The 13967-nt window shown below is 71.7% G+C and carries 14 protein-coding genes; 13 read left to right on the forward strand and 1 reads right to left on the reverse strand.

The window, feature by feature from the left end; genetic code table 11:
• Positions 1–115: 115 nt before the first annotated feature.
• From HD601_RS35980 to HD601_RS23435, 8 genes are all read left to right on the forward strand, one after another.
• A complete protein-coding gene (locus HD601_RS35980) occupies positions 116–1201 on the forward strand; it encodes a tripartite tricarboxylate transporter substrate-binding protein (protein WP_184825953.1) in 1086 nt (361 codons plus the stop codon).
• 25 nt (positions 1202–1226) lie between these two features.
• Entirely contained in the window at positions 1227–2231 is a 1005-nt protein-coding gene (locus tag HD601_RS23405) for an amidohydrolase family protein (RefSeq protein ID WP_184825954.1), read from the forward strand.
• Positions 2228–2863, forward strand: a complete 636-nt coding sequence (locus HD601_RS23410) for a tripartite tricarboxylate transporter TctB family protein (RefSeq protein WP_184825955.1) — start codon at positions 2228–2230, stop codon at positions 2861–2863. Before HD601_RS23405 ends, HD601_RS23410 begins: the two co-directional genes overlap by 4 nt.
• Before the next feature lie 28 nt (positions 2864–2891).
• Positions 2892–4427, forward strand: a complete 1536-nt coding sequence (locus HD601_RS23415) for a tripartite tricarboxylate transporter permease (RefSeq protein WP_184825956.1) — start codon at positions 2892–2894, stop codon at positions 4425–4427.
• A gap of 413 nt (positions 4428–4840) precedes the next feature.
• Positions 4841–5728: a MetQ/NlpA family ABC transporter substrate-binding protein gene (locus HD601_RS23420; protein WP_184825957.1), complete on the forward strand. Its 888-nt coding sequence runs from the start codon at positions 4841–4843 to the stop codon at positions 5726–5728.
• Positions 5728–6768, forward strand: coding sequence for a methionine ABC transporter ATP-binding protein (locus HD601_RS23425; RefSeq protein WP_184825959.1), 1041 nt, complete (start codon positions 5728–5730; stop codon positions 6766–6768). Before HD601_RS23420 ends, HD601_RS23425 begins: the two co-directional genes overlap by 1 nt.
• A complete protein-coding gene (locus HD601_RS23430) occupies positions 6765–7427 on the forward strand; it encodes an ABC transporter permease subunit (protein ID WP_184825961.1) in 663 nt (220 codons plus the stop codon). The genes HD601_RS23425 and HD601_RS23430 overlap by 4 nt, the downstream gene beginning before the upstream one ends.
• A 95-nt stretch (positions 7428–7522) precedes the next feature.
• Positions 7523–7993, forward strand: a complete 471-nt coding sequence (locus HD601_RS23435; protein ID WP_184825963.1) for a cytochrome b/b6 domain-containing protein — start codon at positions 7523–7525, stop codon at positions 7991–7993.
• A 66-nt stretch (positions 7994–8059) separates the two neighbouring features.
• On the opposite strand, the gene HD601_RS23440 is transcribed toward HD601_RS23435, so the two are convergent.
• Positions 8060–8518 (reverse strand): DUF3291 domain-containing protein, encoded by a 459-nt coding sequence (locus tag HD601_RS23440; protein WP_184825965.1) that lies wholly within the window; start codon positions 8516–8518, stop codon positions 8060–8062.
• 171 nt (positions 8519–8689) lie between these two features.
• On the opposite strand from HD601_RS23440, the gene HD601_RS23445 reads away from it, so the two are divergent.
• From HD601_RS23445 to HD601_RS23465, 5 genes are read left to right on the forward strand one after another with little or no spacing between them, the layout of a single operon-like run.
• Positions 8690–10327 carry an ABC transporter substrate-binding protein gene (locus HD601_RS23445; RefSeq protein ID WP_184825967.1) on the forward strand — a complete coding sequence of 546 codons (1638 nt, stop codon included), beginning with the start codon at positions 8690–8692 and terminating at the stop codon, positions 10325–10327.
• Positions 10327–11346 (forward strand): ABC transporter permease, encoded by a 1020-nt coding sequence (locus HD601_RS23450; protein WP_184825969.1) that lies wholly within the window; start codon positions 10327–10329, stop codon positions 11344–11346. The genes HD601_RS23445 and HD601_RS23450 overlap by 1 nt, the downstream gene beginning before the upstream one ends.
• Positions 11339–12283 (forward strand): ABC transporter permease, encoded by a 945-nt coding sequence (locus HD601_RS23455; protein WP_184825971.1) that lies wholly within the window; start codon positions 11339–11341, stop codon positions 12281–12283. The genes HD601_RS23450 and HD601_RS23455 overlap by 8 nt, the downstream gene beginning before the upstream one ends.
• The gene (locus tag HD601_RS23460; RefSeq protein ID WP_184825974.1) at positions 12280–13191 is read left to right on the forward strand and encodes an ABC transporter ATP-binding protein; all 912 of its coding nucleotides are present in this window, start codon (positions 12280–12282) and stop codon (positions 13189–13191) included. The genes HD601_RS23455 and HD601_RS23460 overlap by 4 nt, the downstream gene beginning before the upstream one ends.
• Positions 13191–13871, forward strand: a complete 681-nt coding sequence (locus HD601_RS23465; protein ID WP_184825976.1) for an ABC transporter ATP-binding protein — start codon at positions 13191–13193, stop codon at positions 13869–13871. The genes HD601_RS23460 and HD601_RS23465 overlap by 1 nt, the downstream gene beginning before the upstream one ends.
• Positions 13872–13967: the final 96 nt, after the last annotated feature.

Below are 13967 nucleotides of genomic sequence, written 5' to 3' on the forward strand. Positions count from 1 at the left end.
TCGGGTCTATCGTGCACGTTGTATGCAGAGAATACGACTGCAATGGCGCAGGTCTCACGCCCGTTTTCACCGGACTGAGGCCGGGGAGGAAACAGGCATGCGACTCGCGAGCTGTGTGAGAGCCACCGCCCTGGCCGGCGTGGCGGCGCTGGCCCTTGCGGCCTGCGTGAGCGAGGGCGGCGGTGACGACGACACGGCCGCCGCGGGCGGCGGCGCGTCCGAGGACGCCGACTGGGAACCCGAGTACGTGGACGGTGTCCTGCAGCCGCTGCCCAGCGGCTTCCCGGACGGCGACCTCACCATCCTGAACGCCGACGAGCCGGGCTCGGACGACGGGCTCTATGCCCGCACCATGCAGAGCCTGCTCGACGAGATCTCGCCGGTACCGGTGCAGGTGCTGGACCGGCCGAGCCCGACGCACGGCACCTGGGAGGCCATCCAGTTCGTCGAGGGCCAGCAGGGCGGCGACGAGGGCCGCACCCTGGTCGTCGGCGCCATGACCGGCAGCGCGCTGGACCTGCTGACGGTGCCGATCACCGACGAGCTGGGCATGACGATCGACGACTGGAACCCGGTCATCGTCACCGAGACCTCGCCGTTCGTCCTGGCCACCCGCAAGGACGCGCCCTGGACGGACTACGAGGGCTTCGTCGAGTGGGCGAAGGCCAACCCGGGCCAGGCGCGGTTCGCCTCGCGTGTCGGCAGCCAGCTGGAGATCGCGATGATGCGGCTCATCCAGGAGGGCGGCTACGAGGTCGAGGTGCTGCCGGTCGAGGACCTCGAGGTCGCGGCCACCACCGTCGGCGCCGGCGAGGCCGACATCACCATGCTGCTGCCCGGCACGGCACAGAGCCACTACCAGGCCGGGCGCATCGACGTCATGCTCACCATCGGCAACGAGCCGGCCGACGCGTTCCCGGACGCCCAGACCACCGCTGACATCGGGCTCGCCGACGAGCCATGGGGCTCCGTGCGCGGCCTGCTGATTCCGGCGTCGGTCCCCGACGAGCACCGCGAGTGGCTGTACGAGCTGTTCAAGACGGCCGCCGAGACCGACGAGTACGCCCAGCGCATCTCCGACCTGCCCGGCGCCATCGGCGTCACCTACACGCACGACGAGGTCATGGAGATCGTGAACAACACCCTCGAGTTCGCCGAACCGGTGGTGCGCGAGCTCGGGCTCCACTACGACCAGCAGTGACGACGTTCCTCTCGGGAGAGTGACGATGGCAGAGCGGCCGACCGGCATCGACGTCCACGCCCACCTGTTCCCGCAGTCGGCGGTGTCCGCCGCGGAACACGGACAGGACTGGTTCGGAGTCCCGATGTCCCTGAACGAGCAGGGGCGGCCGGTCGCGTCGCTGAACGGCAAGTCGGTGGCGTTCGGGTCGCCGGTGCACCTCGAGCCACCGGAGCGCCGGGTCGAGCGGATGACCGCGATGGGCGTGGCTCGTCAGCTCGTCTCCGTCCTGCCGCCGCTGTACCAGTACGGTCGCGACGGGGCGCAGCGCTCGGCTGCGCTGCGCTCCGTCAACGACGAGATCACGGCCATGACGGCGGCGTTCCCGGACCGCTTCGGCGGGCTGGCCGCACTGCCGCTGCCCGACGTCGACCTGGCGCTGGCGGAGCTGAAACGCACGCACGACCTCGGCTTCGCCGGCATCGCCGTCGGCACGCACGTCAACGGCGTGAACTGGGACGCCGAGGCGCTGTTCCCCGTGCTGGAGGCCGCCGAGGCGCTGCGGTCGCTCGTGCTGATCCACCCGGTCTTCCCGCGCTGCGGCGACGCCGTGCGCGGGCACTACCTGCACAACCTCATCGGCAACCCGTACGAGACGGCGGTCGCGGTGGCGTCCCTGGTGCTCGGCGGCGTGCTGGACCGGCTGCCTGACCTGCGGATCGTGCTGGCGCACGGCGGCGGGTACACCGCGTTCGGCATCGGGCGCATCGACCACGGGCGGCGGGTGCGCGCCGAGATCACGCAGCCGGCGGGGGTGCCGAGCGACTACCTGAAGGCGCTGTACTTCGACACGCTGACGCACTCGGAGCCGGCGCTGCGGTACCTGGTCGACGAGGTCGGTGCGTCGCAGGTGGTGCTCGGCACCGACTACCCCTCCGACATGGGCGACGACGACCCCGTGCGGCGGCTGGAGTCGTACGCGTGGTTGTCCGGCGAGGACCGCGCGCTCATCGTGTCAGGCAACGCCCAGCGCCTCCTGGGGGACGGATGAGCTCGGCCCAGCGCAAGGACGCGAGGCCGGCGGAAGGTGAGCTGACGCCGTCGTCGACGGAGGAACCGGTGGAGCCGGAGCTGCCGCCGACGGTGGAGGACCCGGACCCGACCGTCGACCGGCGCATCGACATGGCGGTCGCGGCCGCCGGCGGCGGGATCGGCGTGCTGCTGATCGTGTCGTCGCGCGACATCCACCGCGGCAGCGTCAGCGACCCGATCGGCTCTGACGGGCTGGCGATCGTGCTCGGCGCGTGGCTGATCGTCGGCGCACTGCTGCTGATCGGACGGCGGCTGCTGGCGTGGCGGCGGTCGGGGAACCAGGTGCCGTCGGACGGCGCGGGCGACGAGTTCGGGCTGCCGGCGTCGCCGCTGCGCTCGTTCGTCATGTGGGCGGCCGGGTTCGGCTGGGTGTTCCTGCTCCCCCGCGTCGGCTTCATGGTGTCGTCGCTGCTGCTGTCGGTCTTCGGGCTGGTCGCCATGGGCGTGCGCTCCTGGATGAAGCTGACCGTCGTCCCGGTGGTCTTCACGATCGTGATGTGGGTGCTGTTCAACCGGGTGTTCGGCGTGCAGTACCCGGCCGGCCCCGTCGACCTCTTCTTCGCCGACCTCATCCCCAGGGTGCGGCTGTGACGGACGCTGTGACGGACTGGGAGCGGGCATGGACCTCGCGCTGAACTCGCTCGGCCACGCGGTCGAGCTGCTCACGCACCCGGCGGTGCTGTTCGCCATCGCCGTCGCCGTGGTGTGGGGCGCCTGCTGCGGCGTCCTGCCCGGCGTCGGGTCGGGCCTGGGCATCGGCGTCGTCGTGCCGCTCACCTTCAGCATGGACGCCGTCACGGCGGTCGCGTTCCTGGTGACGATCAGCGTCGCCGTCTCGTTCTCGAACAGTCTGCCGGCCGTGCTGCTGGGCGTGCCCGCGTCGCCGGCCGCGTTCCTGACGGCGATCGACGGCTACGCGCTGCACAAGCAGGGCAAGAGCGGGCTGGCGCTGGGCAGCACCCTGTTCGGCGCCGTGCTGGGGCAACTGGTGAGCATCCCGTTCTTCGTGCTGCTGGTGGTGCCGCTGTCGACGCTGACCTACACGTTCCTCTCCCCCGAGCTGTTCGCGTTGTACTGCCTGGGGTTGGTCGCTGTGGTGTCGTTGACGGGCAAGAACGTCATCAAGGGGCTGATGGCGGCGGCGCTCGGCGTGGCGATCTCACTCGTCGGCCCCGACCCGGTCAACGCCGTCGCCCGGTTCTCGTTCGACGTGCCCGAACTGCGCGGCGGCTTCCAGACGATCCCCGCCGTCCTCGGCCTGGTGACGATCAGCGAGATCATCCGCAGCATGCGCCAGAACTACAACTGGGAGGACATCCTCCCGACCTCGAAGTCCATGGCGCGCTTCCCCGGCTTCCGCGCGTTGAAGCCGATCTACCGGCCGGTCGCGACCGGCGCGCTCATCGGGACGCTCATCGGCGCGATCCCCGGCATGAGCGGCACGGCGTCGGCGGTGATGTCGTACCAGCAGGCGAAACTGACGTCGAAGACGCCGGAGAAGTTCGGCAAGGGCAGCATCGAGGGCGTCGCCGCCAACGAGTCCGCCGCCAACGCGTCGCAGGCCGGCGAGATGGTGCCGACGCTCGGCCTCGGCATCCCCGGCAGCGACTCGATGGTCCTGGTGCTCGGCGCGCTGATGCTGCAGGGCTTCGTGCCCGGCCCCATGCTCATGCAGGAGTCGCCGGAATTGCTGCACGCGACGGTGGCGGGGCTCTTGGGCGGGTCGCTGCTGCTGCTCGCGTTCGGCTGGCCGCTGGCCCGGCTGCTGCTGCGGGTCATCCACCTGGACCGGCGGGTGATCCTGCCGCTGGTCTTCGTCGTGACCCACGTCGGCATCTACTCGCTGCGCCAGTCGCTGTTCGACGTGATCGTGCTGCTGGGCTTCGGGATCATCGGCTACTTCATGATCCGCTACGGGTACTCCACGGCGGCCGCGGCGATCGGCTTGCTGCTCGGCGCCGGGTTCGAGTCCAACCTCCGGCAGGGCATGCTGCTGGCGGACTCGTCGTTCTGGCAGTTCGTGTCGCGCCCCTGGACGGCGTCGATCCTGCTGGCCGCGCTGGCGCTGCTGGCGTACGGCATCTACGGCACGGTGAAGACCACGCGGCGCGAGCGCGCCCAGCTCGCCGCTGCGCAGAACCAGCCGCCCGTGTAGCCGGACCCGAGTTGATCATGGAGAAAGTCGGCCCTGGCCTGACCGGAGAGCCGACCTTCTCCATGATCAACTCTGTCGGGGCGTGGGTTGTCTCACATTTCAAGCGCGTTCTGCTCATCATGTGAGATTCAGTTTGGAGACCACTGGTCCAAACGGGAAGATGGACGCATGTCTCGCGCTTCGTCCGACACCGCCCGCTTCGTGACCACGGCCCCGTCCGGCCGCGGCATGTGCATGCGCCCGTGTCCGATGCGAATGCGCCGCTGCCACTGACGCCGTCCGTGCGTCGCTGAGGCACCACCCGTCACCACCCACCCCACCGGGACCGGCCGGCGACCCCGTCGCGCCCGGAACCGGGGACCTTCCGCGCCCATCCCGCGCACCCGTCACCCTCATCAAGGAGTACGCACGCCATGAACCGCCGCCTCACCCTGACCCTCGCCACCACCGCCGCTGCCGCCACCCTGCTGGCCGCGTGCGGCGGGGGCGACACCGAGACCGCGTCCGGCGAGTCCGGCGACCCGATCCGCATCGGCGTGGTCGGCGCCAGCGAGGACTACTGGTCCGCCTTCACCGAGCTCGCCGACGAGGAGGGGATCGACGTCGAGCTGGTGAACTTCACCGACTACACGCAGCCCAACCCGGCGCTGTCGCAGGGCCAGCTCGACCTCAACCAGTTCCAGCACCTGCAGTATCTGGCCGCCTACAACGTGTCGAACGACGACGACCTGACGCCCATCGGCGCGACGGCGATCTACCCGCTTGGGCTGTACTCGCAGAAGCACCAGTCGATCGAGGACATCCCGGACGGTGGCCAGGTCGCGATCCCGAACGACGAGACCAACCAGGCCCGCGCGCTGCTCGTCCTGCAGGACGCCGGCCTGATCACCCTCGAGGGCGGCGGCAGCTCGACGTCGCTGCCGTCGGACGTCGTCGAGGCGGAGTCGAAGGTGACCGTCACCCCCGTCGCCGCCGAGCAGACGGCGGCGGCGCTCAGCAGCGTCGACGCGTCGGTGATCAACAACGACTTCGTCGCCGATGCCGGGCTGGAGCCCAAGGACGCGCTGTACCAGGACCAGGCCGACAGCCCCGGCGCCCGCCCGTACATCAACGTGTGGGTCGCCCGGTCCGACGACGTCGACAATGACACGTTCCAAAGGCTGGTCGAGCTGTACCACTCGCCGGAGGTCGAGGACGCGTCCTCGCAGGCGTCCGGCGGCACTGCGGTGTTCACGGACAACCCGGCCGGCGAGCTGAGCGACATCCTCGACGGCATCCAGACGGACCTCGCCGCGCACTGATGGCTCCCCTGATCAGCTTCCAGGACGTCAGTAAGGTCTTCGGGTCCGGAGCCGCCGCCGTCCGCGCGGTCGACGGCGTCAGCCTCGACATCGAGGCGGGCGAGATCTTCGGCGTCATCGGCTACTCCGGTGCCGGCAAGAGCACGCTGGTCCGGCTGGTCAACGCGCTCGAGGCGGTGACGTCCGGCCGGCTGCTCGTCGACGGTCAGGACGTCACCGCCCTGCGGGAGACCGAGCTGCGCCGCGTGCGGGCGGGCATCGGCATGGTGTTCCAGCAGTTCAACCTGCTGAACTCGCGCACCGTCGCCGGCAATGTGGCGTACCCGCTGAAGGTCGCCGGCTGGCCGCGGGAGAAGCGGGCCGCGCGGGTCGCCGAGCTGCTCGACTACGTCGGCATCGCGGACAAGGCGAAGGCCTACCCGCGGCAGCTGTCGGGCGGGCAGAAGCAGCGGGTCGGCATCGCCCGGGCGCTGGCGACGTCACCGCGGATCCTGCTCGCCGACGAGGCCACCAGCGCGCTGGACCCGGACACCACGCAGGACGTGCTGGCGCTGTTGAGACGTGTCAACCGCGAGCTCGGCGTCACGATCGTCGTCATCACGCACGAGATGGACGTCATCCGCTCGATCGCCCACCGGGTCGCCGTCATGGAGGCCGGAAGGGTGGTCGAGCACGGCCCCGTCTACGACGTGTTCGCCGCGCCGCGCGAGCGGGCCACCCGCCGGTTCGTCGCGACGACGCTGAAGGACCGGCCGACGCCCGAGGCGCTGGACCGCCTGCGACACCGTCACCCCGGCCGGATGATCACCGTCACCATCAGGGAGGCGGGCGTCGATGTGACGGCGTCCCTGCGGTCGCACGGCGTCGACGGCACGATCGTGTTCGGCGGCATCACCGAGATCGACGAGCGCCCGTTCGGCTCCCTGACGCTGGAGCTGAGCGGTTCCGACGAGGCGATCTCCGCGTTGATCGCGGACCTGCGCGGTCGCACCGAGGTCGACGACCTCGGGACGGCGGCGGTCGCGGGGGTGCGCTCGTGAACCGCGACTGGTCGGAGCTGTCGCCGATCCTGTGGGAGTCGGTCCGCGAGACCCTCTACATCGTCGGCGTGACGGTGGGCGCCGGCGGCCTGCTGGGGCTGGTGCTGGGCGTGCTGCTGTACGCGACCCGGCGCGGCAACCTGCTCGAGAACGCCGTCGTCTTCACCATCCTGAACGTCGCCGTCAACGTCGTCCGGCCGATCCCGTTCATCATCTTCATCACCGCGGTCGGGCCGGTGACGCTCGCCGTCGTCGGCACCACGATCGGCAACGACGCGGTCATCTTCGCCATGTCGATCATGGCGACGTTCGTGACCGCCCGCATCGTCGAGCAGAACCTCGTCGCCACCGACCCCGGCGTCGTCGAGGCGGCCCGCGCGATGGGCGCGTCGCGGCTGCGGATCCTGGTGACGGTGCTCGTGCCGGAGGCGCTCGCGCCGCTCATCCTCGGCTACACGTTCCTGCTCATCGGCATCGTGGACATGTCCGCGCTGGCCGGCTACGTGGGCGGCGGCGGGCTGGGCAACTTCGCCATCGTGTACGGCTACCAGCGGTTCAACTGGGAGGTCACGCTGGTCACCGTGCTGGTGATCATCGGGATGGTCCAACTGGCGCAGCTGCTGGGAAACTGGCTGGCGCGTAAGGCACTGCACCGCTGACTCGTCGGGTGCCCGCCGCCTAGGGTGGGGCGATGCCGCTGCGGAACGGACCGTCCGGGTACGGCCTCGTCACCAAGTCGCTGCACTGACTGACGGTGGCCGCGCTGGTCCTGCAGTTCACCATCGGCTACGGCATCGACGCGGTGTCCGCGTGGGTGACGGGCACCGACGACAGCGACTCCGACGAGGCGGCCGTGTTCGTGCACGGCTGGCTCGGCGGGGTGATCGTGGTGCTGACGCTGGTGCGGCTGGCCTGGCGGGCCGGCACTCCCCTGCCGCCGTGGTCCTCGCGGCTGACCGACGGCGACCGCCGGGTCGAGGCGTGGGTCGAGCGGCTCATGTATGCGGCGCTGTTCGTGGTCCCGGCGTCCGGGTTCGCGCTGCTGTACCTCTCCGGCGAGGAGCGCGACGTCGCCGAGGACCGCGAGTGGCAGCCGCCCTTCGACGTGGTCTCGGACGACACCGCCCTCGCCGTCCACGTCGGCGGGCACGTGGTGTTGTACGCGGCGCTCGCCGTCCACGTCGGCCTCGCCCTCCGCCGTCGCACCCTGACCCGCATGTTCTGACGGCGCCCGCCCTCGCCCATGATCATCAACCTTTTGTGCTGTCCTGACGACGCAAAAGGTTGATGATCATGAGCGGCGCGGAGGGACGGGGCGGCCGTCGGGGGTGAAGCGGCGGCGGACGCCGAAGGACTGCGGCGCCGGGCCGTACCGGCGCAAGTGGTCGAGGCGGCGCAGCGCGTCGCCCATCGTGGGCTCGGCGCCGTCGGCCACCCACCAGAGCGCCACGTACGGCGACGGCGTCGGCTCGAACCACGAGGCCCGCCGCCGGACCAGGCCGCCGTGCCGGCTCCGGTACACGAACGCGTGCAGGTGCTCGTAGGTCTGCCACACCGACACGTTCACCACCAGCCGCGCATCGCCGTCGGCGACGGGCACCGGGCCGTGCGCCGCGCGCAGCCGCCACACGAACCCGGGGCTCGCCTCGGCCAGCAGGTTCACGCCGTCGACGGCAGCCTCGAACCCGGCCAGGTGCGGCGAGCCGAGGTCCCACCGCAGCCGGGCGACGTTCACCTGCGCCAGCCGCACCCACCGACCCTACCGCCCACACCACGCGTATCACCGCAGTTCAACTGCTGTTCGCGCGGCGCCACTCCCGGACGTCACGAGACGAGAACGAGTCTTGACGCGACACTGTCGCACATGCGACCGTATCGCCACACGGCTCGCTGTATCCGATATCCATTACAGGTGGTTGCCATGATCCGACCAGGCCTCGTCGGCCTCTTCGCCCTCGTGCTCACCGTCGCCGCCTGTGGCGCGCCCGACCCCGACGGCGGTGAGAACAGCAGCGGCGACGGCGACAGCCCCGGTCCGAGCGCCGAGATCTCGCTGCTCACCGCGTCGATCCCGGAGTCGCTCAACCCGATCGCCGGGTTCGGCAACACCGGCATGGGGACGGTCAACGAGGGCCTGCTGACCCTCGAGGGCGGCCCGACCGAGCTGCCCGAGCTGGTCCCGAACCTCGCCGCCGCCGACCCGGAGGTCTCCGCCGACGCCCGCGTCTGGACGGTCACCCTCCAGGACGGCGTCACCTTCTCCGACGGCTCGACGCTGGATGCCGCGGACGTCGTCGCCACGTACGAGGCGGTCGCCGACCCCGCCAGCGCCTCGCCCATCGCCGGCGACCTGGTGAACCTCGAGTCCGTCGAGGCCGTCGACGACACCACCGTCCGGTTCACCCTGAAGGAGTCGCAGGTCTCGTTCCGGACCGCGCTGCTCATCGGCATTGCGCCATCGGAGTCGATCACGGCCGGCCAGCAGGTCGCGGAGTCGCCGCTGAACCAGGAGCCCGTCGGCACCGGGCCCTACGTGATCGAATCGTTCAGCACCGACCGCCTCGTCCTGGTCGCCAACGACGACTACCGCGACGGCGCACCGGAGCTGGGCCGCATCACCTATGTCCTCGCCGCCGACGACAACACCCGCGCCCAGCGGATGACCGCCGGCGAGTTCGACGGCTCCGTCCTCCCGCCGCGGCTCACCGAGACGTTCGAGAACGACGAGCAGTTCGAGATCTTCCACGCGACGTCGGCCGACTGGCGCGGCCTGTCGCTGCCCGCCGACAACCCCGTCACGTCCGACCCGGCCGTGCGGATGGCGCTCAACATCGGCATCGACCGGCAGGCGATCATCGACGGCGTCCTCGTCGGCACCGGCCGCCCGGCGCACACGTTCATCCCGCCGGAGTACGGCGAGTACCACAACGCCGACGCCGTCTTCCCTTACGACGTCGAGCAGGCGGCGCGGCTCCTCGACGCGGCCGGCTGGGTCATGGGCGCCGACGGCATCCGGGTCAAGGACGGCCGGCGGGCGGAGTTCACGCTGATGTACCGGCCCAGCGACCTGGTCCGCCGCGACCTCTCCGCCGCGTTCGCCTCCGAGGTGCTGCCGCTCGGGTTCGACGTCACCATCGAAGGCGTCGACTTCGACCAGGCCGAGCCGCGGGCCGGCCAGGACGCGATCCTGCTCGGCGGCGGCGACACCCCGTACGACGTCGACTCGCAGATCTACAAGGCGCTGCACTCGTCCTACCCGGCGGCCGGAGCGTTCTACGACAATCCGAGCCAGTACGCGGACCCCGAGATGGACGCCGCCCTGCACACCGGGCGCACCTCCGTCGACCCGGCCGCGCGGGTCGAGGCCTACCAGCACGTCCAGGAGCTCTACGTCGCCGACCCGTCCATGGTGCTGCTGGTCTTCCTCGACCACACCTACGTCCAGAAGGCGTCCGTCGGCCAGGAGTGGGACGGCCTCGACACCATGCTGGAGCCGCACGAGCACGGCACCGCCTGGGGCCCGTGGGTGAACATCGCCGACTGGACCCGCAGGTCCTGATGGCCGTCACCACCCCCGCAACCGAAGCCCCCGCGCCACCGCACCACCGGTGGCGCGCGGCCGGGCGGCTGGTCCGCACCCGGCTGCTGATCGCGCTGCCCGTCACAGCCGTCGTCTCGATGGTGACGTTCTGGCTGGCCTCGATCTCGCCGTTCAACCCGCTGGTCGCCTACCTCGGCGCCCGGTACGAGCGGACCAGCGTCGCCGAGCGAGAGGCCCTGGCCGACGAGCTGGGGCTGAACGACTCGTGGATCGCGATCTGGGGGCGGTGGGCGCGCGACGTCGTCCTGCACTGGGACTGGGGACAGTCGCGGTCGATGGCCCGGCCGGTCTCCGAGGTGCTGGCCGACCGGCTGCCGTACACGCTGATGCTGGCCGGCACCGGGCTGCTGCTCGCCGTCGTGCTGTCGCTGGTCCTGGGCGTCCGCGCGGCCCGCTACCCCGGCTCGCTCACCGACCGCGTTGCGACGGGGCTCGGCTACGCCCTGCAGGGCATCCCGCCGTTCGTCGTCGCGCTGGTGGTCATCGGCGTGTTCTCGCTCGGCCTGGGGATGCCGGTCGGCGGGGCGTCGGAGGGCGGCGCCGACCCGACCTGGGGCTCGATCGCCCGGCACATCGTGCTCCCCGCGTCCGTGCTCGCGCTGTCGCAGCTGCCCTGGCTGATGCTCAACGTCCGCTCGTCGGTGCTGGCCGCGTTGACGGAGGACCACGTGACGGCCGCGCGCGGCCGTGGCCTGAAGGACCGGACGGTGGTGTGGCGGCACGCGCTGCCCGGCGCGCTGCTGCCGTTCGTGACGGTCATCGGCGCCCGGCTGCCGGAACTGGTCACGGGCGCGCTGCTGGTCGAGACGGTGTTCTCGTGGCCGGGCCTGGCGTCCGCCACCGTCGACGCCGCCGTCAGCGGCGACTTCCCGCTGCTGGCCGCCGTCACCACCCTGACCTGCCTGGCCGTGCTGATCGGCTCGATGCTCGCCGACGCGCTCTACCTCTTCGTGGATCCGAGGGTCGAGGATGCCTGAACCCACCCTGGTCGACGCGCCGCCGCGTGACCCCGCAACGGCGGGCGAGCGCGCCTGGCGGACCGTCCCCCGCTGGCCGGCCGGACGGTGGCAGCGCACCCGCCGCCCGGCGGGCCGGCGCACCGTCGTCGTGTCCGTCGCCGTGCTCGTCGCGGTCGCGCTCTATGCCACCGTCGTGCCGCTGTTCTCCGACGTCGACCCGCGCGTCGTGGACCTCGACGGCTACCTGCGCCCGCCGTCGGGCGAGCACCTCCTGGGCACCGACCTGCTCGGCCGCGACCTGTTCGTCCGGTGCGCCCAGGCGCTGCGGGTGTCGCTGCTGCTCGCCGCACTGGCGGCGGTGGTCTCCACCGTCGTCGGCGTGCTGGTGGGGACGGTGGCAGCCGCGGCCGGTGGGCGCGTCGACAAGGTCGTCATGCGGCTCGTCGACGCCACCAACGCGCTGCCGCACCTGCTGCTCGGCGTGGTCATCGCCTCGCTGTGGCGGGGTCAGTGGTGGGCGATCGTCGTCTCGATCGGGCTGACGCACTGGACCCAAGTGGCCCGCATCGTCCGCTCCGAGATCCTGTCCGTGCGCACCCGAGAACACGTCGCCGTGTCGATCGTGTCCGGTGCCTCACGGGTGCAGGTCTGGTCGACGCACCTGCTGCCGGCGGTCGTGCCGCAGGCGCTGATCGCCGTCGTGCTGCTACTGCCGCACGCCGTCTGGCACGAGAGCGCGCTCTCGTTCCTCGGCGTTGGCCTGCCGCCCAACGACCCGTCGCTCGGCACGCTGCTCGAGGACGCCCGCTCGGCGATCCTGGCCGGCGGCTGGTGGCTGCTGGTCTTCCCGGCCGGCCTGCTCACCGCGACCTGCCTGGCCATCGCCGGCATCGGCGGCCGGCTGCGCGACGCCGCCATGCCCAAGCGGGCCGTCGAGGCGCAGGTGACGCGATGACCGGCCTGCTGCTCGACGACGTGTCGATCCGGATCCCGCTACCGGGCACGCCGCGGCGCTGGGTCCATGCCGCCGACGGCGTGAACCTGCGGGTGGCGCCGGGCGAGGTGACGGCGATCGTGGGCGAGTCCGGCTGCGGCAAGTCGGTGCTGGCCCAGGCGATCGCCGGGCTGCTGCCGGCCGGCACCCGGACGTCGGGGTCCATCCGGCTCGGCTCGCTGGACCTGCTCGCGTTGTCCGACGCGACGTTTCAACCGCTGCGCGGGAAGCGGGTCGGGCTGATCCCGCAGTCGGCCGCGACGCACCTCACGCCGGTGCGCACCGTCGGGTCGACCATGGCTGAAACGTTGCGACTCCATGGCGTCCGCACGGGCGTCGACGAGGTGCTCGCCGACGTCGGGCTGCCGCCCGGCACGGCGCACCGGTACCCGCACGAGCTCTCCGGCGGCATGGCCCAGCGGGTGCTCGTCGCCCTGACGCTGGCGCTGCACCCGGACGTGCTGGTGGCCGACGAGCCGACATCGGCGCTGGACCCGGAGACGACGGACCTGGTGCTGGCCCGGCTGGCCGAGGAGGCCCGCAACGGCAGCGCCGTCGTCCTCATCACGCACGACCTCGTGGCCGCCCGGACGGTCGCCGACACCGTCGGCGTCATGTACGCGGGCCGGCTGCTCGAGGTCGGCCCGGCCGCGACCGTCCTGCACGAGCCGCGCCACGACTACGCGGCGACGCTGCTGGCGGCGCTGCCCGAGAACGGGCTGCGGCCCGCGCCGGGGACGCCGTCGTCGCTGGTCGATCCGGAGCCCGGGGTGTGCGCCTGGCACACGCGGGTCGGGCTGGCCTGCGCTCCTGGACCGGTCGCGACCGCCGCCGACCTGGTCGCCTGTGTTCCCGCGGGGAGGTCCTGATGCTGAGCCTTCGGAACGTTTCAGCGAGCTACCCCGGCGCCGGCCGGCCGGTGCTGGACGGGGTCACGCTCGACGTGCCGGGCGGTGTCGCCGTCGGACTGCTGTCGCCGTCGGGCTCGGGGAAGACGACGTTGCTGCGCGTCGCGGCGCTGCTGCTGGCGCCGTCGTCGGGAACGGTCGTGATTGACGGGACGGAGCTGCGCGGCACCCGGTTCGCGGTGCCGGCGGCGGTGCGCCGGTCCATCGGGTACGTCGTGCAGTCGCCGAGATCGTCGGCGAACCCGCGGCTGACGCTGCGCCGGATCATCGCCGAGCCGCTCTCGTTCGCCGCCGGGCTGCGCACGCCGAAGGCCGAGGCGCACGCCGAGCAGATCGCCGAGCTCGCCGACCTCGTGCAGCTCTCCCCCGACCTGCTCGACCGGCTGCCGCACCAGGTGTCCGACGGGCAGCTGCAGCGCGCCTGCCTGGCCCGCGCGCTGGCGGGGTCGCCGCGGGTGCTGCTCTGCGACGAACCGACGGCGATGCTGGACGCCCCGACGACCGCGGTGGTGATGCGGGTGATCGCCCGGCACGTCGAGACCGGCGCGGCCGCGCTCATCGCGTCGCACGACCGCGCGCTGCTCGAGGCCACCTGTCCGGTCCGGCACACGCTGGGTGAGCTCAGCGGGGCCGCGGCCTGAGCGCGTCGAGCCGTGGACCCTTGCTGGCGGTCTGACCCGGAGTCGCCTACTTTGTGACGCCACTGGTCAAAGTTCGTCAGCAACTTGCCAAAGGCG

It is taken from the genome of Jiangella mangrovi, assembly GCF_014204975.1.
Taxonomy (GTDB): domain Bacteria; phylum Actinomycetota; class Actinomycetes; order Jiangellales; family Jiangellaceae; genus Jiangella; species Jiangella mangrovi.

Excerpts from the sequence above, each read along its gene's own strand:
- HD601_RS23405 (WP_184825954.1), top strand. The coding sequence starts at position 1,227 with ATGGCAGAGCGGCCGACCGGCATCGACGTCCACGCCCACCTGTTCCCG.
- HD601_RS23410 (WP_184825955.1), top strand. The coding sequence starts at position 2,228 with ATGAGCTCGGCCCAGCGCAAGGACGCGAGGCCGGCGGAAGGTGAGCTG.
- HD601_RS23415 (WP_184825956.1), top strand. The coding sequence starts at position 2,892 with ATGGACCTCGCGCTGAACTCGCTCGGCCACGCGGTCGAGCTGCTCACG.
- HD601_RS23420 (WP_184825957.1), top strand. The coding sequence starts at position 4,841 with ATGAACCGCCGCCTCACCCTGACCCTCGCCACCACCGCCGCTGCCGCC.
- HD601_RS23425 (WP_184825959.1), top strand. The coding sequence starts at position 5,728 with ATGGCTCCCCTGATCAGCTTCCAGGACGTCAGTAAGGTCTTCGGGTCC.
- HD601_RS23445 (WP_184825967.1), top strand. The coding sequence starts at position 8,690 with ATGATCCGACCAGGCCTCGTCGGCCTCTTCGCCCTCGTGCTCACCGTC.
- HD601_RS23450 (WP_184825969.1), top strand. The coding sequence starts at position 10,327 with ATGGCCGTCACCACCCCCGCAACCGAAGCCCCCGCGCCACCGCACCAC.
- HD601_RS23455 (WP_184825971.1), top strand. The coding sequence starts at position 11,339 with ATGCCTGAACCCACCCTGGTCGACGCGCCGCCGCGTGACCCCGCAACG.
- HD601_RS23460 (WP_184825974.1), top strand. The coding sequence starts at position 12,280 with ATGACCGGCCTGCTGCTCGACGACGTGTCGATCCGGATCCCGCTACCG.
- HD601_RS23465 (WP_184825976.1), top strand. The coding sequence starts at position 13,191 with ATGCTGAGCCTTCGGAACGTTTCAGCGAGCTACCCCGGCGCCGGCCGG.